General features: G+C 45.0%; 26 protein-coding genes. 13 read left to right on the forward strand and 13 right to left on the reverse strand.

The window, feature by feature from the left end:
• Positions 1–48: 48 nt before the first annotated feature.
• The 6 genes from arr to J2X75_RS14405 form a co-directional block, all read right to left on the reverse strand.
• On the reverse strand, positions 49–450 hold the full coding sequence (gene arr / locus J2X75_RS14380; protein WP_310337362.1) for an NAD(+)--rifampin ADP-ribosyltransferase: 402 nt from the start codon (positions 448–450) through the stop codon (positions 49–51).
• A 54-nt stretch (positions 451–504) separates the two neighbouring features.
• Positions 505–945 (reverse strand): DUF2178 domain-containing protein, encoded by a 441-nt coding sequence (locus J2X75_RS14385; protein ID WP_310337364.1) that lies wholly within the window; start codon positions 943–945, stop codon positions 505–507.
• A complete protein-coding gene (locus J2X75_RS14390; protein WP_124115817.1) occupies positions 946–1,152 on the reverse strand; it encodes a helix-turn-helix transcriptional regulator in 207 nt (68 codons plus the stop codon). It abuts the gene before it with no gap.
• A gap of 183 nt (positions 1,153–1,335) precedes the next feature.
• Positions 1,336–2,052, reverse strand: coding sequence for a class I SAM-dependent methyltransferase (locus J2X75_RS14395; RefSeq protein WP_310337366.1), 717 nt, complete (start codon positions 2,050–2,052; stop codon positions 1,336–1,338).
• Between the two features lie 105 nt (positions 2,053–2,157).
• Positions 2,158–2,643 (reverse strand): hypothetical protein, encoded by a 486-nt coding sequence (locus J2X75_RS14400; RefSeq protein WP_310337368.1) that lies wholly within the window; start codon positions 2,641–2,643, stop codon positions 2,158–2,160.
• Positions 2,644–2,878: 235 nt separating this feature from the next.
• The gene (locus tag J2X75_RS14405) at positions 2,879–3,529 is read right to left on the reverse strand and encodes a hypothetical protein (RefSeq protein WP_310337369.1); all 651 of its coding nucleotides are present in this window, start codon (positions 3,527–3,529) and stop codon (positions 2,879–2,881) included.
• Between the two features lie 316 nt (positions 3,530–3,845).
• On the opposite strand from J2X75_RS14405, the gene J2X75_RS14410 reads away from it, so the two are divergent.
• The 7 genes from J2X75_RS14410 to J2X75_RS14440 all read left to right on the forward strand — a co-directional run bounded on the left by J2X75_RS14410 (position 3,846) and on the right by J2X75_RS14440 (position 10,457).
• Positions 3,846–5,525 (forward strand): PucR family transcriptional regulator, encoded by a 1,680-nt coding sequence (locus J2X75_RS14410; RefSeq protein ID WP_310337371.1) that lies wholly within the window; start codon positions 3,846–3,848, stop codon positions 5,523–5,525.
• A 231-nt stretch (positions 5,526–5,756) separates the two neighbouring features.
• Entirely contained in the window at positions 5,757–6,533 is a 777-nt protein-coding gene (locus tag J2X75_RS14415) for an ABC transporter ATP-binding protein (protein WP_124115811.1), read from the forward strand.
• Positions 6,533–7,399 carry an ABC transporter permease gene (locus J2X75_RS14420; RefSeq protein ID WP_310337373.1) on the forward strand — a complete coding sequence of 289 codons (867 nt, stop codon included), beginning with the start codon at positions 6,533–6,535 and terminating at the stop codon, positions 7,397–7,399. Before J2X75_RS14415 ends, J2X75_RS14420 begins: the two co-directional genes overlap by 1 nt.
• Before the next feature lie 53 nt (positions 7,400–7,452).
• A complete protein-coding gene (locus J2X75_RS14425) occupies positions 7,453–8,481 on the forward strand; it encodes an ABC transporter substrate-binding protein (protein WP_310337375.1) in 1,029 nt (342 codons plus the stop codon).
• Between the two features lie 11 nt (positions 8,482–8,492).
• Positions 8,493–8,678, forward strand: coding sequence for a hypothetical protein (locus J2X75_RS14430; protein WP_310337377.1), 186 nt, complete (start codon positions 8,493–8,495; stop codon positions 8,676–8,678).
• Entirely contained in the window at positions 8,675–10,051 is a 1,377-nt protein-coding gene (locus J2X75_RS14435; RefSeq protein WP_310337378.1) for an amidase, read from the forward strand. The genes J2X75_RS14430 and J2X75_RS14435 overlap by 4 nt, the downstream gene beginning before the upstream one ends.
• A gap of 19 nt (positions 10,052–10,070) precedes the next feature.
• Positions 10,071–10,457, forward strand: coding sequence for a RidA family protein (locus J2X75_RS14440; RefSeq protein ID WP_310337379.1), 387 nt, complete (start codon positions 10,071–10,073; stop codon positions 10,455–10,457).
• 182 nt (positions 10,458–10,639) lie between these two features.
• Here the strand turns inward: J2X75_RS14440 and J2X75_RS14445 are convergent, their stop codons facing one another.
• Positions 10,640–11,590 (reverse strand): methyl-accepting chemotaxis protein, encoded by a 951-nt coding sequence (locus J2X75_RS14445; protein ID WP_310337380.1) that lies wholly within the window; start codon positions 11,588–11,590, stop codon positions 10,640–10,642.
• Between the two features lie 376 nt (positions 11,591–11,966).
• Here J2X75_RS14445 and J2X75_RS14450 point away from each other — a divergent pair, with 376 nt between their 5' ends.
• On the forward strand, positions 11,967–12,389 hold the full coding sequence (locus tag J2X75_RS14450) for a hypothetical protein (RefSeq protein ID WP_310337381.1): 423 nt from the start codon (positions 11,967–11,969) through the stop codon (positions 12,387–12,389).
• 133 nt (positions 12,390–12,522) lie between these two features.
• On the opposite strand, the gene J2X75_RS14455 is transcribed toward J2X75_RS14450, so the two are convergent.
• Positions 12,523–13,686: an iron-containing alcohol dehydrogenase gene (locus J2X75_RS14455; RefSeq protein WP_105599980.1), complete on the reverse strand. Its 1,164-nt coding sequence runs from the start codon at positions 13,684–13,686 to the stop codon at positions 12,523–12,525.
• A 97-nt stretch (positions 13,687–13,783) separates the two neighbouring features.
• On the opposite strand from J2X75_RS14455, the gene J2X75_RS14460 reads away from it, so the two are divergent.
• The gene (locus J2X75_RS14460; protein WP_310337382.1) at positions 13,784–14,740 is read left to right on the forward strand and encodes a phosphotransferase family protein; all 957 of its coding nucleotides are present in this window, start codon (positions 13,784–13,786) and stop codon (positions 14,738–14,740) included.
• A gap of 176 nt (positions 14,741–14,916) precedes the next feature.
• Here J2X75_RS14460 and J2X75_RS14465 read toward each other — a convergent pair whose 3' ends face one another.
• Together J2X75_RS14465 and J2X75_RS14470 are read right to left on the reverse strand one after the other, a co-directional pair.
• The gene (locus tag J2X75_RS14465) at positions 14,917–15,795 is read right to left on the reverse strand and encodes an amidohydrolase family protein (protein WP_310337384.1); all 879 of its coding nucleotides are present in this window, start codon (positions 15,793–15,795) and stop codon (positions 14,917–14,919) included.
• Positions 15,782–18,949 (reverse strand): GNAT family N-acetyltransferase, encoded by a 3,168-nt coding sequence (locus J2X75_RS14470; RefSeq protein ID WP_310337386.1) that lies wholly within the window; start codon positions 18,947–18,949, stop codon positions 15,782–15,784. The genes J2X75_RS14465 and J2X75_RS14470 overlap by 14 nt, the downstream gene beginning before the upstream one ends.
• Positions 18,950–19,217: 268 nt before the next feature.
• Between J2X75_RS14470 and J2X75_RS14475 the strand changes: the two genes are divergently transcribed.
• The 3 genes from J2X75_RS14475 (at position 19,218) to J2X75_RS14485 (ending at position 21,693) form a co-directional block, all read left to right on the forward strand.
• Positions 19,218–19,823: a DedA family protein gene (locus tag J2X75_RS14475; RefSeq protein WP_310337388.1), complete on the forward strand. Its 606-nt coding sequence runs from the start codon at positions 19,218–19,220 to the stop codon at positions 19,821–19,823.
• A 516-nt stretch (positions 19,824–20,339) separates the two neighbouring features.
• Complete coding sequence (locus tag J2X75_RS14480; RefSeq protein WP_310337389.1) at positions 20,340–20,972, forward strand: response regulator; 633 nt, start codon at positions 20,340–20,342, stop codon at positions 20,970–20,972.
• The gene (locus tag J2X75_RS14485) at positions 20,914–21,693 is read left to right on the forward strand and encodes a bacterial transcriptional activator domain-containing protein (RefSeq protein WP_310337391.1); all 780 of its coding nucleotides are present in this window, start codon (positions 20,914–20,916) and stop codon (positions 21,691–21,693) included. The genes J2X75_RS14480 and J2X75_RS14485 overlap by 59 nt, the downstream gene beginning before the upstream one ends.
• A 276-nt stretch (positions 21,694–21,969) precedes the next feature.
• Here J2X75_RS14485 and J2X75_RS14490 read toward each other — a convergent pair whose 3' ends face one another.
• Together J2X75_RS14490 and J2X75_RS14495 are read right to left on the reverse strand one after the other, a co-directional pair.
• Positions 21,970–23,613: an SNF2-related protein gene (locus J2X75_RS14490; protein ID WP_310337393.1), complete on the reverse strand. Its 1,644-nt coding sequence runs from the start codon at positions 23,611–23,613 to the stop codon at positions 21,970–21,972.
• 17 nt (positions 23,614–23,630) lie between these two features.
• Positions 23,631–24,155 carry a DUF6022 family protein gene (locus tag J2X75_RS14495; protein WP_310337395.1) on the reverse strand — a complete coding sequence of 175 codons (525 nt, stop codon included), beginning with the start codon at positions 24,153–24,155 and terminating at the stop codon, positions 23,631–23,633.
• Positions 24,156–24,304: 149 nt separating this feature from the next.
• Here J2X75_RS14495 and J2X75_RS14500 point away from each other — a divergent pair, with 149 nt between their 5' ends.
• Positions 24,305–25,006 (forward strand): MerR family transcriptional regulator, encoded by a 702-nt coding sequence (locus J2X75_RS14500; protein ID WP_310337396.1) that lies wholly within the window; start codon positions 24,305–24,307, stop codon positions 25,004–25,006.
• A 126-nt stretch (positions 25,007–25,132) separates the two neighbouring features.
• Here the strand turns inward: J2X75_RS14500 and J2X75_RS14505 are convergent, their stop codons facing one another.
• The gene (locus tag J2X75_RS14505) at positions 25,133–25,369 is read right to left on the reverse strand and encodes a hypothetical protein (protein WP_310337397.1); all 237 of its coding nucleotides are present in this window, start codon (positions 25,367–25,369) and stop codon (positions 25,133–25,135) included.
• Positions 25,370–25,523 lie beyond the last annotated feature (154 nt).

Below are 25,523 nucleotides of genomic sequence, written 5' to 3' on the forward strand. Positions count from 1 at the left end.
TCGTTTCCCGTTAGTTCAATGAAGTCTACTGATCATTTAATAGTTAGACTAATTTAGAATCTCGCCTTTATCTATTTTCGCCAAGCGTTTATGCCAAACTGCGAGTTGTTCAGGCGTTTGTCGCACCCAATCTTTCACTTCGCCAACAATTTTTAGTGGGGCTTTGCTGCGATATGATCGCGTCGGATTACCTGGAAATTTCTTATCCGTCACATTTGGGTCATTTTCCCATTCGCCTGTCGGCTCAACGAGATACACGCGCGGTTCACCACCGCCTTTTGCCAACTCCGCAGCTAACCCGGCCCCATCACGCAAAGCTGTAAAATAAATGTGATTCATCACAACATCCGGATTGTAATTTGAGCGAAAGCCAGCTGTGAGCAAGTCTCCAATCTGCAAATCTGCTCGTGTCCCATGATAAAAAGGACCTTTGTCAAGAATTTCAGCCATCTCGTCACCACCCCCAAATTTAGTAAGATACTCTATTTTATCATGAACCTGCCCTTAGATTTTTCTCCCGTAATACATCCATAGTGCCAAAAATACGATTAAAACAAATAATAAACAAGTTAGTAAGGTGTAGAATATCATGGGATTGAAGAAACCGGCGATCATGGAGGCTATGCCCAGACTAATGAGAATAATTGCTACGCTGAGTGTGCCTGCACTCTGGAGTATTGTAACACTCCGCTCGTCATTCTCCTCAATAAACTGCTTTTTCAGCTCGGCTTCACTTTTGCTGGCCTTTATATACCTGACAAGAAAATAAGTGACGACCACTTCAACCCCGATAAAAGCTCCTGTATGAAATCCCTTTATAAAACTAGGCAGATCGGGTAGTCCACCTCGGTAAACTATAAGTGCTACATAGATCAATATCGTAGCAGCAGCTACCAGTGACAGTGCGTTTTTGCGAGTTTCTACTTTAATCTTGTACTTGTCCACTTATATCTCCTCCACTTCGCTGAAATCAAAAACATCTTCAATAGCGAGTCCAAAAAAATTAGAAATTTTGTAAGCAAGAATAAGGGAAGCCGTATACTTTCCCCTTTCTAGAGAAGTGATGGTTTGCCGGGTAACGCCAACAATTTGTCCCAATTCTTCCTGTGACAGTTTATGCTGCTTACGCAGTTCTGCAATTCTTGTCTTCATGTAATCACGTCCTTGCAATGTTTACTTTGCATTTTTAGCATAGTTCACTTTGCATTTTGTGTCAAGTTAACTTTGCATTCTATATGAATTAACCTGCCCTTTAATTGAAAAAAAGCAGCCGATCACATGGATCAGCTGCTTTCTGACATTTAAGGAGCGCTATTATATTGCATTTTAATGTCTCTATTTTACACAATGAATAATAAAGGATCGACTTTTAGAATTTGCCTGTTTAAAATCCCAATCGCCATATGTTTCAATTTTCGAAAACCCTGTTTGTTTCAGCGACTCATCCAATTCTTCTTGATTTCGAAATCTGATCTGCATTTTTTCATGAACTAGGACTTCGTCTGTTTTTGTATTTTTCACAGTTTCATAAAAAGTATAGATATCCCCCTCAAACCCTTCATATTCTGTAGAGATTTCAAGAGGTTCTCCACTTCGCATATCTTTAGCTAATTCCGGAGTCCTGTCCTTCTCCCACTCTTCCCACACTTTTGCCAGAGGGTTTCTACTATCAAAAATAAAGTGACCGCCAACTTTTAGGGATCGGAATACGTCTGAGATTACTTTCTTCCAACTATCATCAGTAAGAAATACCTGTGCCACATTGGCAGTCATAATAACCGCGTCATAGGTATTGGTTTGTAAATTTGAGCTATCTCCTACAATCCAATTCACTTTGCCTGCATTATCTTTAATTCTCGCTACTTCAATTGCTTCTTCATGGGGATCAATAGCTGTAATTTTATAACCGTACTGAACAAGATGAGTCGTCCATCTTCCTGTTCCGCAGCCTAAGTCAACGATAGACTCAACTTTTAATTTATTTAGTAAGGCAAGGAAAAACTCGTCGTCTTTTCCCCAATGGTTAATCTGGTCATATACTAATGGAATCATAGATGTTGTTCCCACTTTCTGTAGCATTTTTACTAGTTCATCAGATAAGAAATGGTTTAGTCAATTAGTGTCCAAGCAATTGTTAATTGATTTATGTATTACCTTTCAACTTCGTTCGAATGATCCCCATACTTCCCCATCAACGAGATAACCGCCACCATTCCATTGAAGCAAGTAGCCTCCAGTACTCATTCGCTGTGTGAAACCTTCTTTAATATTTATCCACTCTAAAGATTCCCCGGGAGCAATCGTTCTAGCGAAATACACTTTACTAGTATCTAAGTGCGTCAAACTAACATTGACTTCATGGCTACTATTGTTCTTCATAAGCAATTTTATGTGTACAAATTCCGGATTTACCGAAAAGGATTGCTGTACTGTCGCGCTTTCAGAAGCAATAAAGTGGGAGGGTTTGCTCTCTTGTTCGCTTAAAGAATTAGAAAGGGTTGCACTTTGGGACTCGCTTGATAACACACTAGATTTTGGAGTATCTAAATTCTCTTGAGTTGGACTTGTTGAATCACAGGCAGTTAGGGTCACTGTTGTTAAGGCTAATGTTACAACAATATAAAATAGTCTCTTTTTCTTCAATACTTCATCCCTCATATTCTTTTATTAGTTATTATTAAAGCTCATAAGAAATTCCTCGTTATTAACAACGCTATTAATTAGTCAAAAGTTACACTTGTAATTCGCAAGATGACATTGAGTTAACCTGCCTCTTACCTGAAACAAAAGCAGCCGATTAGGTTAATCGGCTGCTTTCTGTGGTTTATTGACTTACCGTATTCCTTAAGTGTAACGACGACTGATATAATTTAACCCTTCAGTCTCTCGAAAAACCGAAGTGCTTCTCAACTTCCATTAACATCTGATCTTTATTGGATTGAGATGTTCTCATAAACCATTTTAATTGATACTGCTCCGCTTGTTGCAGGTAATGATTCGATGCTCTAACCACCGTGTTTAACGTTTCGTCCCGTGCACGTTGTGGATCTGATAAACTAGGAAACAAACCCTCCATGCCTCTCAGATGATCTCGACCCAGATAATCTTCTCGAATGAGGTCATCTTCTGTAAACATATAAATAACTCGGTTGGGGTCAGCAATCTCCCTTAGATAAGCAGGTTCCATAAAAGTATCTACTACGATTGGCTTCTCTTTCCCCATCTGTAACAAATCCAAGATGATAAACTCCACACTTTCGTCAAACACGGAATTTAACCAGTGATTTCTATCATTCCCTCGTCCTAAAAAGAACCATTCCCAATCAATAAAATGTCGTAATATTGCGGGATGATCCTGCGGATTAGCCTTTTTTTGATAATCGAACGTGTGGTCATCTGAAGAATAATAATTCATATTCCATTTTGAAGAAAGTAACTTTGTCATCGTGCTTTTTCCGCCGCAAGGGCCTCCACATATCCAATAAACATGATCTAAATACTGTCTTAATAGTCGGTCTGAAATTTTCATAGTATGAACAGCTCCTAGTATAAGATTATTTTCTTATAAGGGAGAATGTCTCTTTTTGTTTGCACTGTATGTCCAGGTCGCTGGCATTTTTACACCGCCTTTTAATTTCCATTTTCTCACAAAGTTAACCAGTTGTGAATCTTAGCTTATGTACAAGAGTCATAGTTTACGCAAAGACACATGTCCACCTCAGCACTTTGTACAATATGCTTAAAAATTCGTTATCCTTTAGCCTCTTTATCCAAACTCTTCTTTACGCCCACCTAACTTAATGTTAGATTTTATAACATATTATGACGAAAGCGGTGGGTTGAAGATGGATCTGCAACAGTTATTGACTATCCCCATTCTCTCCAAAGCAAAGGTTATTGCCGGACATCGTGGCCTCGATCGCTTGGTGCAATCGATTAATATTATGGACGCGCCAGATATTGTACAATTCCTGAAACCCGGAGATATGCTGCTGACCAACGGTTATATCCTGAAAGACCGACCCGAAGCTCATCTTGGATTCATTACTGACATGCATGCGATTGGTTGTGCGGCGCTTGCTGTCAAGACACAGCGCTTCTCTCTTGAATTATCTCCGCAACTGCTCGAGACAGCGGACAGGCTGGGCTTCCCGATCATTGAGCTGTCTGAGATAGACAATACACTCGGTGAAATATTTCAACATTCGATCAGTGCCATCCTACAGAACAAAACCCATGAGCTCCACTATGCCTTGTCTATTCATAAGCAATTTTCCACGATGGTGATGCAAGGAAAAGGTATCCCCTCTATCGTAGATACGTTGTCTCAGTTGTTATCCTCACCCGTACTGCTGCTTGGCTCCAAGAAGCAGATTACAGCCAGCTCCCATTATGCAGAACAGATGGATGACCAATCTCTCGCCGCACCCTTACTGACATTTATAGATGAGCACCCTTCCTTCCATACCACAATCTCCATCTGTCTGCTTACCGCTGAGAAATATCGACATGCCGAGTTTCATCCCATCTTCACGGATCGGCACGAGGGCTATTTGATCGCACTATACGACAGTTCCGCAAGCTCTAAGCTCTCCACTCTGGCACTGGAACAAGCCGTCAATGTAATCGGTCTGGAGTTAACCAAGAAGCAAGCGGTCAAAGAGCGTTCCCGTCGTTACAAAAATGAATATTTCTCCGATCTCATTCAAGGCTTCATTCGTTCGGAACAAGAAGCGCTGCATCGCGGCAAGAAATACGGGCTGCAGGCAAAAGGAAGTTCCGTTCTCATCATCGCCAAGATGGATGAACCTTTAACGAACAAACCTAATCACATTCTCACTCCCTCAGGAGAAGAGCGGTTCATCTCGGAACGAGATGCTAATTACGAGCTGATTAAGCAGGAGTTCACCAAACTGGATCTTTCTTTTGTCATGTTCACGAAGAATGACCAGTTCGGCATACTCGTCTTTTTGGCCGAATCGTCTTGGGATGAACACACTGTTATTCAGCAGCTTGAGTGGATTGCGGGCAATCTGTATATGGCGTCGCAGCTTAGTCTTTCTTTCGGAATAGGCAATCCCTACACGAATGTACTGGATATTGGACTCTCCTATAAAGAAGCAGTCAAGGCGCTCCAATCCGGCTATCAGATACGAAAAACCCGCTTCGCTCACTCCTATCAAACCATGGATATAAGCCGTCTGTTGCGCATGATTCCCAACGATGAGATGCTGCAATTCCACCAGGAAACCTTTAAACCCTTCGAAGGCCGAGATCCAAACGAACGCAACGAGTTGATGAAAACTCTGTCCTCCTTCTATGAGAATCACTGCCAGATCGTCGATACAGCGAAAGAATTGTTTGTACATCGCAATACAGTCATCTACAGATTGGAAAAATGCGAGAAACTGACCGGCCGGAACATTAAGAACCCGATGGAGAGTCTGCGCTTCCGTCTGGCCTTTGCACTGGAGTCGCTGCTGAATGTTAATTCAGCCCTTAGCGAAGCTGATCATACGTCTTGAACGGAGAGCGTGTCATGTATAATGACACGCTCTTTTGTTTTTCTTTTCCCAACCCAACCTGAATTGTGCATTTTAACTGATTTAATTCTATTTTTATGTTCAGAGTAACTAATGACAATTCGTCAATCAGTCTATATGATTAGGAATATATTTATCAATGTTATATTAATTAACATCATTTCACATCAAGAAATAAACCATCATCAGGCTGAAGGAAAGGGGCTACCTATCATGGCTATACAGATACAAGGCGTATCCAAATCATTTGTCAGTGCAACCGGAGAAGATATCCAGGTCCTGGCTGAGGTTTCGATGCAAATCAAGAAACAGGAGTTCTTCAGTATCGTGGGACCGAGCGGCTGTGGCAAGAGTACGATTTTCAATATTATCGCAGGTCTGCTCAAGCCAACAAATGGCAAGGTAATCGTCTGTGGCGAAGAGATCGATCAGACCACCGGGCATGTCGGTTATATGATGCAGAAGGACCTGTTACTTCCTTGGAGAAGCATCCTGGACAATGTCACGTTAGGCTTGGAAGTGAAGGGCATGTCCAAAAAGGATCGCAGCGATATTGCCATGGATTATCTGGATCGTTATGGCCTGGCTTCATTCGCAGAAGCCTATCCCTCCACACTATCAGGCGGTATGCGCCAACGTGTAGCCCTAATACGTACCCTCGTTACCCAGCCCGATATTATATTACTGGACGAACCCTTCTCCGCACTTGATTATCAGACCAGACTCATTCTGGAAGATGAAATCTTGTCCATCCTGAAATCCGAGGGCAAGACAGGCGTGCTTATCACGCATGACATTGAGGAAGCCATCGCCATCTCCGACCGTATTGCCGTTATGAGTAAAAGACCAACAACCGTGAAACAGGTCTACGATATTGGTCTCGCTTCTCAGTATGGCTCAGCACTGAAAGCCCGCTCCGACCAGAAGTTCAAGCAGTATTTTGAATCGATCTGGTCAGAGCTTGATATCCAAATGGGGAGGATCAGCTAATGAAGAGCACATCACCTGAAATTACCCTTGCCGGAAAGCCTGCTGGAGTTGTGAAGAGCAAACGCAGACAGTCCACCTTCTCCAAAGAATGGCTCATAACGATGCTGTGGCGGTTCATTATTGTAGCGGTCATCCTGGTGATCTGGGAATCCGCCGTTCGTCTGAAACTGGTTAACGGATTCCTCATGGGATCACCAAGCGCCATTCTTGATGCCGCCATCACGATGGCCAGCTCAGGGCAACTGCTTACAGACGCTTTTGCAACGGTGAATGCCACTGTTATCGGCTTCGTAGCAGGAAGCTTAATCGGCTCGTTGGCAGGATTGCTCATGTGGTATTCCAAATCTGTTGCCCGTGTACTCGATCCCTTCATTGTAGCCATGAACGGTATCCCGAAAATTGCCCTTGCCCCCATGATTATTATCTGGTTCGGTTCAGGCATCTTCTCCAAGATTGCTCTCGCCTCTGTCGCAACGTTTATCGTAGCGCTATTATCCGCCTACCAAGCGACTCATCAGATAGACGAATCCCAGATTAATCTGATGAAATCCTTCGGTGCAAAAAAATCACAAATTTTCCGCAAAATTATCGTTCCTTCCTCTCTGCCATGGATTATCTCAGCTTTCCGGATCAATATCGGTCTGGCACTGGTATCTGTTGTAGGCGGAGAATTCATCTCTTCTGACAAAGGACTCGGACACATGGTATTCGTCGAAGGCAACCTATTTAACCTTCCGGCCGTATGGGTCGGCGTGTTCATGCTAATGCTTGTCGCAATGCTCCTCTATACCTGTGTCGGTTATATTGAATCCCGTCTTCTTCCATGGAACGACAACAAGACCAACAGCAAAACCACATCTGTCTAAACTGACCCGCAACGACTAACTTAACTACAACCATTAAAGGGGCCTGGTGACTAATGCGTACATTCAAAAAGATAGCTATTCTGGCAACGATGACGATGATATTGACCACACTACTCAGCGCATGCGGAAGCAATGCCGCAACACCTGCAAGTGGCGGAGGTACATCCAGTAATGAGGGGCAAGATACTGCGAAGGTGGATAAAATCATGGTGTCCGAGGTGTATCACAATTTGCTCTACCTTCCGCTCTATGTAGCGAATAACCAAGGATTCTTAGAGGAGAATCGTATTGAGCTATCCTCTATCCGCGCTGCAGGAAGTGGACCAACAGCATTGTCTTCGGTCATCTCAGGCGAGTCTGCATTCTCCTTCCACGGTCCTGAGCATGTCGCATTCGCGAATGCAAGGGGCGGCGATGCTCGCTCACTGGTCCTTCTGTCCGGCAGTGCTCCTGTTTGGGCGGTTGCACGAGAAGGAGTAACGGTGGACTCAACAGAGGATTTCAAAGGTAAAACCATTGTTGTAGGTTTGGCACCTACAAGCTCCAACAGCTTACTGCGGAAGCTTTTCGCTGACAACAACATTGATATCGTCAAAGACGTGACGATCACCGAGGTTCAGAATGGCTCCGAGCTTGGTGCTGTATTAGCCGGCAAAGCCGATATTGCTATCGTCTACGAGCCTCAGTTGGATCAAGGCATTGCAGAAGGGCTGCATATCGTCCATGATTTCACGAAGGATTATCCTGACTTCGCCTTTGCAACGATGAATACAACCGCAAGCTTCATTGAGGAGAATCCTGATCTCACCCAGCGCTTTGTCACCTCCATCGAGCAAGCCCTGGACTACATTCAATCGAATCCTGAAGGCGCAAAAGCACTTGCCGTGAAGGAATTCCCGAATCTGGACAAAACCGTCGTGGAGCAAGCGGTACAACGCATGATCGACAGCAAGGTATATCCTGCGGAGGGACTCATCAATGAATCAGCTTTTAACACAGCAATCGATATGCAGCGCTTCATTGGCAATCTGAAGGAAGACGTCGCTTACGAGGAGATTATCGATTCAAGCTTCACCAAATAGAGAGAGAAAGGTTGATTACTCTGAAACAGGACGACTATCTCACACACCGCCGTACGGAAAGTGCGAAATACGCGAACGGAGTTATTACCAGCGAGGAGCTTGCCCTATATACAGCCGACTTGAAGTTGATTCGAAGCTTCAAGCTGCCAGAAGAAGTCGGCCCCAATGCTCCGCATAGGAGGGTGCCTCTGCGATGATTACGAAACCACTGAACGAGCTGACGATTGCGGAAGCCGCAACATTGATTAAAAACAAGACGATATCTCCTGTTGAGCTTACAGAGTCCTATTTGAAACGAATTGAGAATGTAGAGCCTGCTGTGCAAGCCTTCGTTACAGTCACTGCGGAACAAGCCTTTCAGGCCGCAAAAGAGTCTGAGCGTAAGCTAATGAATGGCAACTATCTCGGCCCTCTGCATGGCATTCCCTACGGAGCGAAAGACATTATCCATACCGCTGGCATACGGACCTCGGCTGGATCAAGCACCTATCCTGACTTCGTACCCAAGGCAAATGCTACTGTCATTGATAAGTTGCAGGCTGCCGGCGCTATCCTCCTAGGTAAGACAACAACAACGGAGTATGCGTTCCAGGGAGGAGAGCCGCCAACCCGCAACCCGTGGAATCTAGAACATACCCCAGGCGGTTCCAGTTCAGGCTCCGCCGCTGCTGTAGCGGCTGGTATGGCCTCCTTCACTCTCGGAACTCAGACCTTTGGATCTCTGCTCAGACCCGCAGCTTACAACGGATTAACCTGTATGAAGCCAACTTACGGCAGGGTTAGCCGTAACGGTGTCATCACAGCCAGTTGGAGTCTGGATCATATTGGCGCCTTCACTCGATCCGCACAAGATAACGCAATCGTTCTGGAAGTGATGGCCGGGCAGGATGAGCCGGACTCCTTCACACTGCCTCACGGCAAGCCAGACTTAACAAGCGCTCTTGAGCATCCTGTTTCAGGAATGGTGATCGGGCTGCCAAGCAACTTCTTCCAGACCGATGAACCGGCAATCTTGTTAGCGGTAGAGTCGGCACTCGCTGTACTTGAGAAGCTGGGCATGCAATGGAAAAAAGTAGATCTGCCTTCTTATATGGAAGAGACCATTGCTGCTCATCGTACGGTTATGCGGGCAGAAGCTGCCGCCTTCCATCAGGAACGCTTTGCGGAAGCCTCCGATCGCTACGGTCACACGATGCGGGAGCAGCTTGAACTCGGCTTTCAAACGAGTGCTGTTGATTATTTGCAGGCACAGCGCATTCGAACGATATTCCGCAGCGAGATGATGATGCTTTTCGATGAAGTGGATGTGTTATTGACCCCATCCACGCCGTATGTGGCCCCCTATGGCTATAAGACCGGTAGTCCCATTTTCAACGGACCTTTTACCAATACAGGGCTACCTTCCATTACCGTCCCCATCGGGTTTGATACCACCTCAGGGAAGCCATTACCTATCGGCATGCAACTTGCCGGTCCACTCATCCGAGAAGACCGCCTGTTGTCCATCGCTCATCATTATCAGCAGGTTACGAACTGGCATCAGTTAACACCCAATATACACCCTCACTAGGAAAGGAATGATAACTTCTATGTCTACCATCATACATGCCAGTACAGCACCCAAGTTCCCACTTCCTTTCTCCCACGCTGTCCGTGCAGGAGATCTGGTCTACGTCGCAGGTCAGGTAGGCGTTGATCCACAGACCCTTGAGCCTATCGGCGGCATTAAGGAGCAGACTGAGCAGTGCATTCGCAATATCGAGGTTATCCTGCAAGAAGCCGGACTTACACTGGATCATATCGTGAAGGCAACGACTCATCTGGCACGAGTGGAGGATCAGCCCGCATACAACGAAGTGTATGCGCGAATGATTAAGCAGCCCTATCCCGCCCGCATTACCGTATTCAGCGGGTTAGGCCCTTATTTAATTGAAATGGAAGTGCTGGCGTATGCGCCTTCCATTCGAGGAGAGTAGCATATCACAGAAGAGCACCTGTAGCCATAAATGGCTACAGGTGCTCACATTTTTGAAAAGCCCGGTTCTCTTTTGAGAAACGGGTTTCATTCGTATTCATTTAACTGTGCAAACTGAAGAAATTCTACGCTGTGTCTCACAGAATAGCTATACTGCTTCTCACTACGCAGGAGGCCGCTATGCTACTTTATTTTGAATCGGGATGATTCCTCGGCAAGTTCTTTGGTCAGTCCATCAATTCTCTGCACCATATCCGCCAAATGTTCTGTCATACCGGACTGCTCCTGCATCGTCGCTGTGACTTCTTCCACAGACGCGGATACTTCTTCACCGGAAGCGGACAGATTCTGTGCAGCTCCAATGACGTCATCCTTATCACGTTCAATGGATTGGATCTCAGTGGCAATGGCCTGAACCTGGCTCATCATCTCATTCATATTCTCTGTGACAAAATTGAAAGTCTCCTTGGTCTGGCTCACACTGCTCTTATGCTGTTCCGCAATCTCCTCAATAGCCTGAACACTTCGGTTATTCTGCTCCACGTGATTAATTGTCTGCATGACAATTCGGTTGATATCCTCCGATTGCGCTGTCGTCTGCTCTGCCAGCTTGCGAATCTCGGAAGCAACCACGGCGAAGCCGCGCCCTTGCTCACCCGCTCTTGCAGCCTCAATGGAAGCATTCAACGCAAGTAATTTCGTCTGATTCGCAATCTCGGCAATGGTACCTGTAATCTGGTGAATGCCCGAGGAGCTTTCAGCGAGTTGCACTGTAATTTTGGAGATGTTGCCAACTTCAATCTCGTTCTGCCCGTTCACCGCAATGAGCGCATCAATAACTTCATGATTATTTTTGAATGCATCCGTAATTTCATCTGCCTTGAGCATAACGGACTGCGACATCTCATTCACGTTCTCAATCTTGTTGCCGACATTCATGAATTTATCAACAATGGCTTCGGTATCGTTCGCCTGGGACTCCATAGCTCGTGAAATCTCAAATGCTGTTGTCGTTGTTTCGGCAATAGTGGTCGAGGTTTGCTGAGTGGACTTTTCCAGCTCGGATGTACTTATATTCAGGATGCCGATGGAATGGTTCATGCTGGAGATCAGTTGTTTATTGCCTGCTGCCATGGTATTGAAGCTGCTTTGGAAGCGGATATCTGTAGGTCCAAGATCGGTGTTGACGATTGGAAAATGTAGACTTTGGGTTAATACAAAATATGACATCAACATCGATTAATGTCTGTAATACATATCGTCCCCCGGTTCTGACCATCGTATGGATCACAAGACGAAGCTATAAGCTAACCATTACGTTCATGAGCCAGGCTCTATTGTTTGACATTGTGTTCTTTCAGAATTTCCATGTCTAGTTTCACATCTTCATGTTGCTCTGTCTGTTGCTCCACAAGCCCAGCAAGGTGTATCTGAAGCAGGAAGCTCCTTCGCGAGATGACAACCAGGAGAATCTGAGGTTATAGGTTCGAAGTAGAAGAGGAGTAGTGGTATGGTAAAAACAGCTTTACCCACACTTTTAAATGTCGTGCGCATTTTATTGAGTGTAAAATTGATCTACGTGATGGTGTCCTTTATTGTGTTCCTCATCGATTTTAACCAGAATATGGAGGCCTATCTTGCTTTCTCACGCAAAGGAGATGATCTGGCTTACGCCTCTGGCGTAATCGTAGGCAGGATGTTGTTTATGATTGGACCAAGCCTGCTCGCCGTTATATTCATTACCAAGAGAAAGTTCAAGCTCACCGTCACATTTCTAAGTTTGGCGCTACTTGTTGCTATTCCCAATGAAAGTAACCTGTTTATCCTGATTCATCTCTTCGCCCTGCTCATCGTGCTCTTGCACCGTCCAAGCAAGTTGTATCTGAAACGGATGTATACTGGTGGCAATGAGGCAGCCGTTGAACAATCTTAAAGTGCTCGCAAGATATGATCTGGAATATACCGTTGAACGTACAATAGATGATGTTAAAATAAAAACAAGGACTTTCCTCAGAAGTACAGGAAGGTCCTTGTTTATTACATTCACTATATAAGTGAAATTCCAATTACAGTGCCGCTTGATAGATTTGCACGACATCTTCACGCTGCAATTTTTGGAAGAATCCGAACGGGCCGAATCGCATCGCTTTATCAGCCATCGCGTCAATCTGACTGTCGTCGATGTCATAGTCAGCCAGACGGCTAGGGGCACCGATCGAAGTCCAGAAATTACGCAGTGCTTCGATGCCTTCTTCAGCCACTTGTTTGTCTGACTTTCCATTAGGATTGATATCAAATACATTAACAGCCAAACGTTTGAATCGATCTACATCCACATCCAGATTATGCTTCATCCAGTGCGGGAACAGAATGGCAAGGCCACCCCCATGAGGAATGTCATACACGGCCGACACAGCATGTTCAATATTGTGAGATGCCCAGTCTCCAGCAAGCCCCATATTCAGAACATCATTAAGCGCCATTGTTCCGCAGTAGAGAATGGTTTCGCGCAGTTCATAGTTTTCCGGATCTTTGATCAGGCGAGGGGCTGTATCAATGACGGTACGAAGAATCGTCTCACAGAATCCAAGCTGAACCGGTGTATTGGTATCCAGATGGAAATAATGTTCAAACACATGCGACATCATGTCCACCATGCCGTATACAGTCTGATCCAGAGGTACCGTAAATGTGTTCACCGGATCAAGAATCGAGAACGCTGGGAAAGAATATTCGCTGAACCATGCCCATTTCTCCTGTGTATCCTGATTCGTAATCACTGAACCGTTATTCATCTCGGAACCTGTTGCTGCCATCGTCAGAATTGTACCCAGTGGAAGTCCGCCTTGCGGAGTTGCTTCGCGCACAACAACATCCCACATGTCACCATCGTATTTGGCCCCTACTGCGATGGCTTTACCACAGTCAAGCACACTGCCGCCGCCAACCGCAAGAACGAGATCAATGTGATGTGTTCTGCATAACTCTACACCTTTATGAACCGTAGACAGACGCGGGTTCGGTTCTACACCAGCCAGTTCCGTCACCTCTGCTCCAATCTCATTCAACTGGCTGATCACCTGATCGTACAGGCCGCTACGCTTGATGCTTCCACCACCATATACAAGCAAAATACGCTTTCCGTATTTTGGAACTTCGGTTTGTAGTGCTTGAAGTTGCCCTTTGCCAAAAATCAGCCGGGTCGGATTATAAAACTGAAAAGATCTCATAACGTATGTTCCTCCAAAGAAGTCTGAAATTTTGTGCATCCACCATTATAGTTCTCTTTATTCGTAAAAACAAATACAGGCAAGAAGGAGATAACAGATGAGCATGGAGTCTATCACATTACAACAACTAATAAAACAAACCATTCATCAATATGTATCCTCGGATGTTCACATTCGAAGTATCAAAAGTAACCCTGTCGGTACAGGATCTCAAGCCGTTGAATTGCTTCGACATTATATTGAATTCCTTATAAATGGAGTGAACAGGGATATTTCTCTCGTGACCAAGAAGGCCACGTTTATTGAACGCTCTGCCTTGTCCAGATTATTTTTACAAGGAGCAAATGTACCTTATAGTTTAACAAATGAACCTCATAACAAGGATCGCAGCCTGATCTCTATCCAGGATGTGGACTACCAAACCGATTATAGTCATTTGGATATAAATCTGCTTCAGAATAAAGAATTACGAGCATTGGCTTACATACACGGAACGAATATGGGGGCAAAAAAAGAAATGCCCTGGATATCTAATGTGGATCGATCTCATATCGTTGATATGATAGAAACTCGTTGGAGACCTTCTTGGAAAAACGCCATAGAAAGTCCATCATTCATTGAGGAATTTGACTCAACGCTCATTGGGGAGATTGAAGCTGTAGCAAATAGCATCGTAAATGATCTTGAAACTCTTATCGAGGACGAACATACGCATACGCTGATTCATAATGATCTGAATCCCGGCAATGTATTGGTACACAACAATGAGGACGTTTATTTTATCGATTGGGAGGAATCAAGGTATGGCTCCCTGTTCTTCGATATCCCTCTGCGCTGTGCACATATGAGACAAGTTGAGATCTATCGTGAGGCTCTTAGTTCTCAAGGATACGATATTCCACAAAATCAATTTGAAAAGTACTTCTCCTCGGCATCCCGATATCTCGGAATTCGTTATATGAGTTGGAACCTTGGAGTTTGGCAACACTCCCCCCAAGCCAAAGACGACTTAAAAAAGTATATGAAAATGGTGACTGAACCTTTGTTCTCCTGATCCCTTCATTTCAGATTGGACGTAAGATAAATTCAGTTTTCCTGAACCCAAAAAGCTCCTGCCAGCAAAGTGGCAGGAGCTTATACGGCAGGAATTCAGCGTGAACATCGCATGCTTTCTTGAATGACATACACGGATGATATTCCCTCAAATATTAAAGTTTCATTACTTCCCTTTTAACCCAACTCGGCAATCCGCTGTCCAATACGTGGAAACAGCCCAAAGGCATTCTCGTAGAAGACTTTATCATGATGCTGCTCCGGTACAAGCCGGCGGACAAATTCGGCGTACAGATCGATGGGTGCAAGCGGCCAGTCAGTGCCAAACAACATTTTCTCGTAATGATCCGAATAGACCAAAGCCCGGCGGAAATGATCCATGAATAAAGGTTCGTTCATGAACCGTTCAAAATGAGGCCGATCCCCCACCACAAGACCAGATAAGTCCGCATACACATTAGGATTCTTCGCCACCACTTCAGCTGCATCCATCACCCAGGGATCACCCAGATGACAGATCATGAAGTTCACGCCGCGCTGCTGAAAGGCCAATTCATCCACGGTCAGTGGATGCGAATACTTGAGCAACCCGTTCATGGAGTAAGTGTCACCCGTATGAATCACAACAGGCAAGTTGTACTTGGCTGCGAGTTCATAGACCGGAGTATAGATTTTGTCATACACATAGTGATGATAGTATCCGGCATAGAGTTTGATTCCGGCTACCTCAGGGGATTGCAGTCTAGCTTCAATCCGGTCCAGCTCTTCCTGAGCTTGTTTACCGTCTAGCGCATTGGGATTGATGCCCACGCATTCCATGAGGAATGACGGAACCTTCTCTTCCAAATCAAGCCCCATCGGGTTGGGGGAACTGGAATCCGGGAACGCTCCCTTCGTCTGCTCCGTAACCCCCATTCCAATGCCCAGAATGACGTCATTCTTATCAAACTCTGCTTTAAGACCAGCGGCAGAGTAATCCACTTTCGATAGATCGATCGCTGTTCGGTGAAAGCTGTCGATGTCCGACAGATGAATGTGAATATCAATGATCGGCATGTGAAGCCTCCTTTTCCTCGGTAGAAGTTGCAAAATTCAGTTTGAGAAGGTCATGCACATCCGCTGAACTCAGCCGGATTGGTCCCAGAACCAGATATGTCGGCTCCGTCCAGACCGTTTCCCCCTGACGAATTGTCAGATGATGATTTACGTTCAGACCCGTCACCTGATTATTGGCAAAAGCCCATGCACTCTGATTCGGGTAACGATGGACCGCATGCAGCATGTTCTCGCGCGAAACCGATCCTACTCGCAAAAGGTCTTCAAGTGGCAGACCCACATCCACCTTGCCCAGCGGGAATCGATCTTTGCCTGTTTGCTCTATCCAACCTTCTGCAAATACAGATGAAGGCTGGAGGAAACGTTCCTCCGCAAGCGAGTAATCCGTCAGCGTCAGGCCGCTTTCGTTTGTCACCGCAAGCAGCGTGCAGAGCACAGGAACACCCGGCAGCATCAGATAATGCTGGTGGATTGTGATTCCCCGATTCGCTTCATGCTTCTCAATTCGAGTAGTCAGCTTAATACCCTTCCAGACGTTGCCGTATTGATCCTTCTGCTCTGTCCAGGAAGCGACTATCTGTTCCAACTGGCGGCTGAAACCATTCATGCCCGGAACTCCCACTCCCAACCCGCCGTACCACGGATTCCACCACGAGCGTGGAGCCGGTTCAGGGTACGAGCTGTCCAGCCATTCTTCTCCTGCAACCTTTAGAGAGTGTACTACACTCCCGAATTCAGGAGCAACGGAGATTGACAATACTTCATTGTCTACGGTGTACACAGGTCCAGATGAACCTTCTTCAATCTTCTGCTTCACCTCTGTTCGGCTCTGCGGGAACCAAAGAGCCGTTCGCTCCTGAATCCGATCTTCGCCCCGGTATAGCCCACGAACTTTCCAACCACTCACATGCTGGTGGCGGTCCACTTCGTCTGGTGAAAATGTCAGCTTGGCGGAGTTTAGATTCTGCTCCGGATTGAATTCCTTCGCTTTTGCCATAACCTCCGGTTCGCTACCCTGCTGCACATACAGCTCCAGCTTGCCCGCAAGCGGAACCAGTTTATGTTCAGTCAACGTTGCTTGCAGCACATCCGGAGCAAATGGATTCCCCTCACTGAGTGTCAGATCCAGATGACTGTCCAGCAATGGAATGACCGGGTTACGCTGTTTCCGTGCAAACGCACGGAAATCATGCCATTTGGCAAACGTATTCAGAGCAAACACCGTTTCCTTGGTTCGCGCCACAGCCCCTGCCTCCAAACGTCCCAGCTCATGCTGCAACCCCAGCGTGTATTCCGGACGAAGCAGCTTCAGGGAAGGGTCCCAATAGATGCCGCACGCGCCATACTCTTCTTTGCAGAACAGCCAGTTCTCCGTAATCTGTGAGCTATTCCAATGGTTCGGATCACCCGCATAATCATCGCCCATGTCCACAAAGCGCCCCTGATAAGGAAGGATCAACCTGTTACCATAGAACCCGAAGTTATTCATTAGATACAAGTCCTCTTCCCAGGCGGTATCTCGTGTATTTTCCACCTCGTGGTGGAATTCGGCGATTCCATTCGCAGACAGCTTGACCACGGACTTGATCTGCAAGCCAGGGAAATCCTCCGAGTCATACAGTGCTTCAAGAACCTGACGTTCCCCTTCGGGATAAATATTCACTTCTTTTGCTTGTTTCTTGGATAACTCTTCGACAAACGGCTTACCCAGCTTCGGATAAGTCCACCAGAATGAATGACGGGAACCGGGATATTCAATCCACATGACATTATCATGCTTGTTCATATGGAGCGAGAATGCCCCATTGACGGCCACCCATTGATCCTCAATCTGCCCGCCATATTTGCCTTCAATTCCCTTCATCAGGACAGAAATTTTGCTTGTAAAAGATATCGCATTGTTCCCCACGGGGACAGCCATCACTTCCACTTCTTGGAAATATAGACCATATGAACGCAAGGTGAAGGGTACAGGCACAGACACTTTGCCTTTGGCAGGCACCGTAAAGCGTATCGAACGATCCACCCATTCAAGGAATTCATCCTCAGGCAGGTTCAGGCTGAACTCCGTTTCTGCATCCACATTATTTTCCACATTCAGAATTAACTCCGCGGGGATACCTGGATAGAGCTCCTTCACGGGCAAAACGGTCTTGATCTTGGCCGGGAATTTCGGGGCAATACCCAACCTGAACTCCGCTTTCTTACCACCGATCAGCCATGTGCTGGCGACAACGGGATGCGTCTTGTTGTTATTCTGTTCCTCTGTAATCGGATCAAGGTGAAATTCACCTTCCACGATGATGGTTTCTCCCGAAGCCACAGCTCGTGCAACGTCGAGCGCAAATCGAATGTTTTTGTTGTCCTCACCCTTGATCTCAATCGCCAGATCAGACGGAGATGTATTCTTAATGCGATAGCGAACCTTATAGCTGGAACCGAAAACCAGATCATGATCATCGACCTCTGTGGAGATTTCGTAATCCGGTGTTTCGAGGGCAGTCAGCCCGCGACCCGACTTTTCAAACTCAGCCCGCAGGGAGACCTCTCCCTTTTTCCACGTATAGTCAAAGAAATCAAACCCACGCTCCCGTCGGCCATCCGGCTCGACGACGAGTTCACGCGTGCTGTCTGCATACCAATCCAGCTCCTCGAAATAAGGAGCAAGTGCTTCGGTCTGCAAGATGGTGGGGATGAAATTCATTAGATGCACATTCTCATCTTTTTTCTCCCAGAAGAATCCGCATTTCTTGTACATCGGTACAGCCTTCGTATTGCCTGCCCATGTGAACAGATCCAGGCGGGGCCATCCAGCCTCTACGGTCTTGCGCACAGCATTCAGGATCAGGTTGCGTCCGACCTTGTACCCGTGATAGTCGGGGCGTACATTAAGCAGCGGTACATATAGGGCTCTCTCATCATAGCGGTAATGAGCAAAACTGCAGAAGCCAACGACCTCTTTCTCATGAACGGCTAGAAATGCGTGAAGATTGGACGAACTCTCCATCTCGCGGCGAACCGTTTCCTCTGTTCTAAGGTTGGTGCCACCTCCCCAGCTCTCATTACTGCGGTTCCACATATCCGCGAGTGCGGCAGCGTAAGAGGGATCGTATTCAATAATGTGAATTTGATCGATAATCGAAGTTACGGTCATGTTCTGATCTCCTTCTCTGTATGTATAGGATGGTGAAGAAGCTAGTGATAGTCTTATCATACTATAATTGGAAACATTTTCAGAGTGTTATATTGGTGTCAGATTGTTAGGAGCGATCAGTTATCTTATGTATGGTCTAACATATCCCATCGTGACGGGCTAAATCGGATATACATGTGAGTTTTGACAAGCTCTATTCGCTATTGTTACTCTTTGTAGAGGAGTGTTTCTTAACTATAAAAAATAGATAGATTCGTGGAGGGAAAGCATGACGGAGTGGATCACGCAATTTATACTTTTTTTCAAAGATTTGTCGTACGCAGGTCTCGTTATTGCCTTGTCGTTTGAATTCGTACCTGCTGAACTTGTACTACCCATGGCAGGATATTGGGTTTATCTTGGAGATATGAAGCTGTGGCTGGCTATACTAGCGGGTACCGTAGGTGGAACGTTTGGCCCTCTGACGTTATATGCCCTGGGACGATACGGCGGCAGACCGATGGTCGAAAAATTCGGCAAGTATTTCTTGATTCGCCCCCACCATCTGGACGCTTCCGATACATTCTTCGAGAAATATGGCAGCGGGGTCGCTTTCTATGGCCGTTTTGTTCCCGGCATTCGGACCGTGATCTCCATCCCTTGCGGTATGGCGAAGATGAATGTATTTAAATTCAGTATCTTTACCTTCTTGGCCATGCTTCCGATCACCTCATTGTACATTTACTTAGGCTTCAAATTAGGCTCTCAATGGGAGCATGTGGATGAGATTGTTAAACCTTATATCGTTCCGGCAGCGGTCGTTTTCTTGGGCGCATTTGGATTGTACGTGCTTTTGAAACGTTGGAAAAGAAGAGCGGCTTTGAACAAGTCATAGGCTTGCCTGAGGAATGCGGACTGTATAGTAGAGTAGCTGGTATATGATTAAAAAAATCCTTACTCTACATGGCCTGTGGTTATGATTTGTTAAGATACTAGTATAGATGATATACCCGTACTAATCTACTCGTATATTCATATGCAAAGCCCCGCCGATCCTAAGGATTAGCGGGGCTTTATCAGTTTATGAAATTTCAAACCAGTTACCAAAGTACATGGTAGCTACGTTAAAATGTTAAGTGATTCATTCAGAAATTCCATTTTGGAATGTATACCTCCATTCCTTCAGAAACATTACTTATAAATATAAGGTTTATTTGACATGAGATCTTCAGATGAGTAACACCTAAAAAAAACCGTCCTTTTATCAAAATCATCTCTATTTCATCATCTCTTTGTATAAGAATATGTATAGGTGACTACATAATTCGAGTTTTAATTCCATTCTTCAACATTCGTGATAAAGTCAATATAGTTAAAATAAACTCACAAGTTAAATAAGGAGTATTCCAAGATGAAGGCTATTATTATTGAAGATGAACTTTTAGCTTTGTCTTATTTAGAGCATCATTTAATGAAGATGGCTAACTTCAGTCTTGAAATTATCGGTAAATATACAAACCCCTATGACGCCATAGATATAACAAAACATACAAGGGTGGATATTGCTTTTATTGATATTGAATTACCAGAGATGAATGGTATTGAGTTAGCCGAAAGATTGCTGGAGCATGAACCTGGTTTGATCGTTGTATTTGTCACGGCCTACCAAGAATACGCTGTAAAAGCCTTCGAAGTGAACGCCATTGATTATATTTTAAAACCGGTCCGTTTCGATCGATTGTCCAAAACGATGAATCGAATAATCAATAGTAACACCGTGAGCTTTAATCACGCTGATTCTCTAAAACCACTTAAGATGACGTTGTTCAAACAAGTCATGATTGAAGAGCTGCAAACAGCTGGCCACTTCTCGTTAATTCAATGGAGAACCACCAGAGCGCAGGAACTTTTTCTGTATCTACTTCAGCACAGAGGGCAGCTAGTTCGAAAATCATTTATCGTAGACTCGCTATGGACTAATGTAATTGAAGCTAGAGAATGTCATCCTGGATGTAGCAGAGTGGAATTCCTCTCCGGACGTTAAAGATATTTCGGAAGACAATCTGGAAACCTACCTTAAGAAAATTAACAGCTATACAGGTGATTATCTGCAAGAATACGATTACTGGTGGGCAGAGGGAGAGCGACAAAGACTCAAACAATTATGGCTTAATACAGCTCTATGTGTAGGACAGTGGTATGAAGATCAACAGAAATTTAGCGAAGCTTTGACAACATACTTACAAATAAACCGTCTCAATCCGGCCGAGGAAAATTCTTCATTTTCTTTAATGAAGCTCTATGACAAGATGGGCGAACCAATAAAGGCCTTTGAGTGTTATCAAAAACTCGTAGCAGTACTAGAAGAGGAGTACGATATGCCCCCGGGAGTGATATTCAACAATGGTTTAGGGGTCCTAATTTACTTAGCAGCTTTAATCGGAATGAGGCTGTTGTGGTATACGGAGTACTCTCCTCCAAGTCAACCTCATGCAGTACAAGGGGAACTTGATTTATCCAGTTGGCAATTTGATGATAGACAGACGATCACACTGAACGGGAGTGGAACTTTCACCCAGATATCTTTCTTTCTCCCCGTGTATCCTTTAGTGACAGGCTTAGTATTGCAAATCCAACAAAGGTTCCCGGTACTTTTAATGATACGAGCCCTGAAAAAAAAAACAAAGTACACCTGGTGGGGGAACTACGGTATCCTTCATAGTACCGAACTCAGCACATATGAAAAACTGAAAAAGCACTTGTAGATTGGATGATGCTTCCCAACATTTTTGGAAGACTTATGTTGCTCATACGTCATGCTATGCTGATCCAGTTCATTAACGGCTAAACGAAAAATAGAGCAGTTGACAACTTGCAAACTGCTCTATTTGATTTGAATATAATCAAAGAAGATATTTTTAAACAATCACACCTAAATTATTGTCCTGATCTGCAAACCATAGCTCACGAAATTAAGTCCGTCATCAACTCCTGTAATTTCAAATTCCATTCCATCGACCTGTTCGTACAATTCAATTCCTTTATAGGACCTGATTGACAAGCGCTTGGGTCCTGTTTAGCTTCTGAATTGGTTTAGTGTTCGTTAGGTCGTGAGGGTCGATTATTTCTTCCGATTGGGCATGCTTCACGCCTAATACGTCTAGCATGACCCGATCGGAACCTTCCTCTGCATTTAAGTATACTACTGTGATTTTCTCCTCTTGGCCTTCACGGTTTAATCGACCAATGATTTGCTCATGGACCTTAGGCGACCAATCCAACTCCCCGAACAATATAGTCGAGCAGCGATACTGCAAACCGTCCAATCCTGCACCGCTACGTAACGATAATATGAATACATTTGTCTCCCCTTGGACAAACCGCCTAACGGATTCGATCTTCTGCATATCCGACTCACTGCCTGTATACATAGCTGGGCGATAATCTGCTAATTCCTTAAGCCATATCTCATAAACATCGCGATGCCATCCAACAAGAAGCAGGGGGATGCCTGCTTTCAACAACTGTTTCGCATACTGCGCAACACCTGCAGCCTTAGCCACACCCGTTGCCTGTCTCATCAAAAGGTCCAGCTCACGAGCTGCTGGACCACGTTCCAGGTATGTCCCTTGGGAAGCTTTTAAGGCAAGTTGTTTTGCTTGTGCTTTCACCGATTTTAACTTTGATAAATCGGGCTCGACCACCTCGACGATCTGGTTGACGGGGGGCAACTGTTGGCCAACTTCTCTTTTCGTCCGCCGGAGCATGACATTATGCTCCCGAAGGAAGCTACCTAGTACAACCGGGTCATGAACTTTCCGATCATTGCTGCACCATTCCCGAATAAACTCTGAATAGGTTCCCAATAGGTCGGGGTCGAGGAATTGTAAGACATTCCAAATCTCAGTACCGTAGTTGTAAATCGGTGTTGCCGAAAGACCTAACCGGAATTCTGCTGCATCGGACAAAATTTTCGCGGCTTCTCCTTTATTACTTGTAAGACCGGTTCGAAGTTCTTGGATTTCGTCATAAATGACACATTGGAAGTGGCCGTCTGCAAAGAAGTTCTTCCAACCGGCAAGCTGGCTATACTTGAACAAATAAACATCTGCAACGGGAAGCGAATATGGTCGTGTTCTTTCAATTTTATGAACAATAAGCTCTGTGAAGGATTCAATCTTCTCTTTCCATTGGTCTTGGAGATGAGCCTGAACGACAACGGCAGCGGGATGTGTATCCGGTTCTAACAACATGCCAGCCGCTGTGTACGTCTTTCCGAGGCCAAGATCATCACCGAGGAGCAGAGAACGGCGTTCCAAGCACAGATCGATAGCCTGTAATTGATAGTGGCGAATCTTTTGTCCAGGTTTGAGGCCTGGGCGTAAGATGGGGTCATAATCAGGAGTGAGTATCTGTTCCATGTACGCTTTCTTCTCAAAGAACTTATCGTGGCCACGCAATAGCTTAACCCTGTCTTCAGAAGTTATCTCCATCGGAAACCGCTGAGTAAACCAGACCAGATCCGTACATATATTCGATCTGTTCGAAAACAAAAATGTGCCCGCTTGTTTCATTGCAACGCGTGGAAACAGCTGCTTCAAGCGAATTACAACATGCGGGTGAACTTCGCTTAACTTCCATTTTCCGTTCACTAGCTCCAGTTTTCCATACATCGTTCCAATCAACCCCACCTTCCAATGAATCATTTTATGCTGGCACTGCGCTTGTCAATCTCGATCCATCCCTTAATGCGTCGGATTCCTTGCACGATCTGTTCTCTCTCAATTTCCCTCAACGAATAGAGTACAGGTGCTGTAGGAATCTCAAATTTCAGATGGGAATGAGGAATTTCCGTCAATAAAGTTCCAATAGGTTGTTGGCTTTTTTTACTACGTACAACATTCCAAAATAACCTGGACCTATTTTCCTCTGTTCCCCACTTTTCTAGCGAATTTCGAAATAGTAAACATTTGCCGATAACGAAATCATGATCATCGAGTGATTCCATTGCTTCAAAGCCGGCGTCCTCAAGGCCATCAAAAAGTAGAGGCATCAGCTTGTCTAAATACAACCCATAGGCAGCATCTTCTATCTCATGAAAAGCGACCATTAGTTGATCGTGCATAGAATCATACAAGGGCTTCCATGCCGTTTCAATATACCGATTGCCTACCTGGCTAATCTTCTCGATTGTCATCTCGTAATGGAATACTGGATTAAAGGTCATTTTATTCCTCCTTGATTTGTATTACCTTCATCATACAACATGTAAGCCAATTGGAAGGTTTTTTAGGAAAGTACAAGTAAAATCAACATAAGGATAGAGCAAAGGTTATAATAGTTCCAATGTTATTATTTTTAGAAAGGCGGAATAACATGGGAATGCGACCAAAAAAACTGGCGAATAAATTTATGATAAGCGCTAGCACGTTGCGAAACTACGAAGCGAAGGGGTTAATCCCTCCTGCTGAGCGTTCTGACAATGGTTATCGCATGTATACGGAAAGGCATGAAGCCTATCTGGCATGTATTCAAGCCATGGCCCCTGCATTCGGGATGGAGGTGACGACCGAGGTACTACATGGTCTCCAAAGAAATGAGTTGGATGACGCATTGTGGGTCGTAAGGGAGAGCGAGGTCAAACTGCATCAGGAAAAAGCAAGTTTGGAACAACTCGTAGAGGAGTTGAATTCGTATGCCGACGGAGGTCAAGTTTTCGACTTGAACCAGCGCTTCCGCATCCACGAGGTCTCTAGACGGACGGGGGTCCCTAAATCAGCGATTCGATACTGGGAGAAAAGTGGCCTGTTCACTACTGAACGTAACTGTGATAACAAATACCGTCTATATAATGAAGCACACCTGCTTAAAATTAAGATGATCCAGATATTGCAAAGCTCTGTTTATTCCGAGGATACTGTACACTTAAAGCAATCAATTGCACTGTTAGAATTCCAAAACATCGAGCAGGTGATCAAGCTTGCAGAACAAATCCGAACTTACCTGAACAAAACGATTAATCTTCAGGTAAGAGGTCTCTACTTCCTACATCGATTGATACGATCACTAGACTTTTAAGATATAACCGAAGCTCATGGTTGCTTGGCCATTCTCTCCGCGGAAGTGCTCCGGAACGCCGACCAATCAACCAACGAATGCAGACGAATCGATCCAGGGGACGATGACTAATATCCAATCGATTAATCATATTTTTTCAACCAATTCCAACTCTTGTTTTAACGGAGAAGGATACACTCCAAAAATATGCATGACTGCTTCTCCCTTTAACGGATCGATCGTGTTACCCGTTTCTATGGATAATTGCTCGGTGATCAATGAGACAACTCCCGGACCCGAATAACTGCCATGTCCGCCGAACGAACGGGAGCTTGGGGAGCCTTTTCCATCTGTGTTTTTAATCGTGATGCTATTTTGTAACATTTTGTCCAGCTGGTCGGACTGAAGGTCTATATCGTACCAATTGGTCAGTTGATCCTGATCTATATGTATGAAAAGTCTCTCTCGCAGTATAAAAAAAACTCCTTCCACTCAGTAGTTCGAGTGAGAAAGAGTTCTTTATAAAGCTTGGTGTTAC

It is taken from the genome of Paenibacillus sp. 2003 (genome assembly GCF_031455635.1).
GTDB classification, from domain to species: domain Bacteria; phylum Bacillota; class Bacilli; order Paenibacillales; family Paenibacillaceae; genus Paenibacillus; species Paenibacillus amylolyticus_B.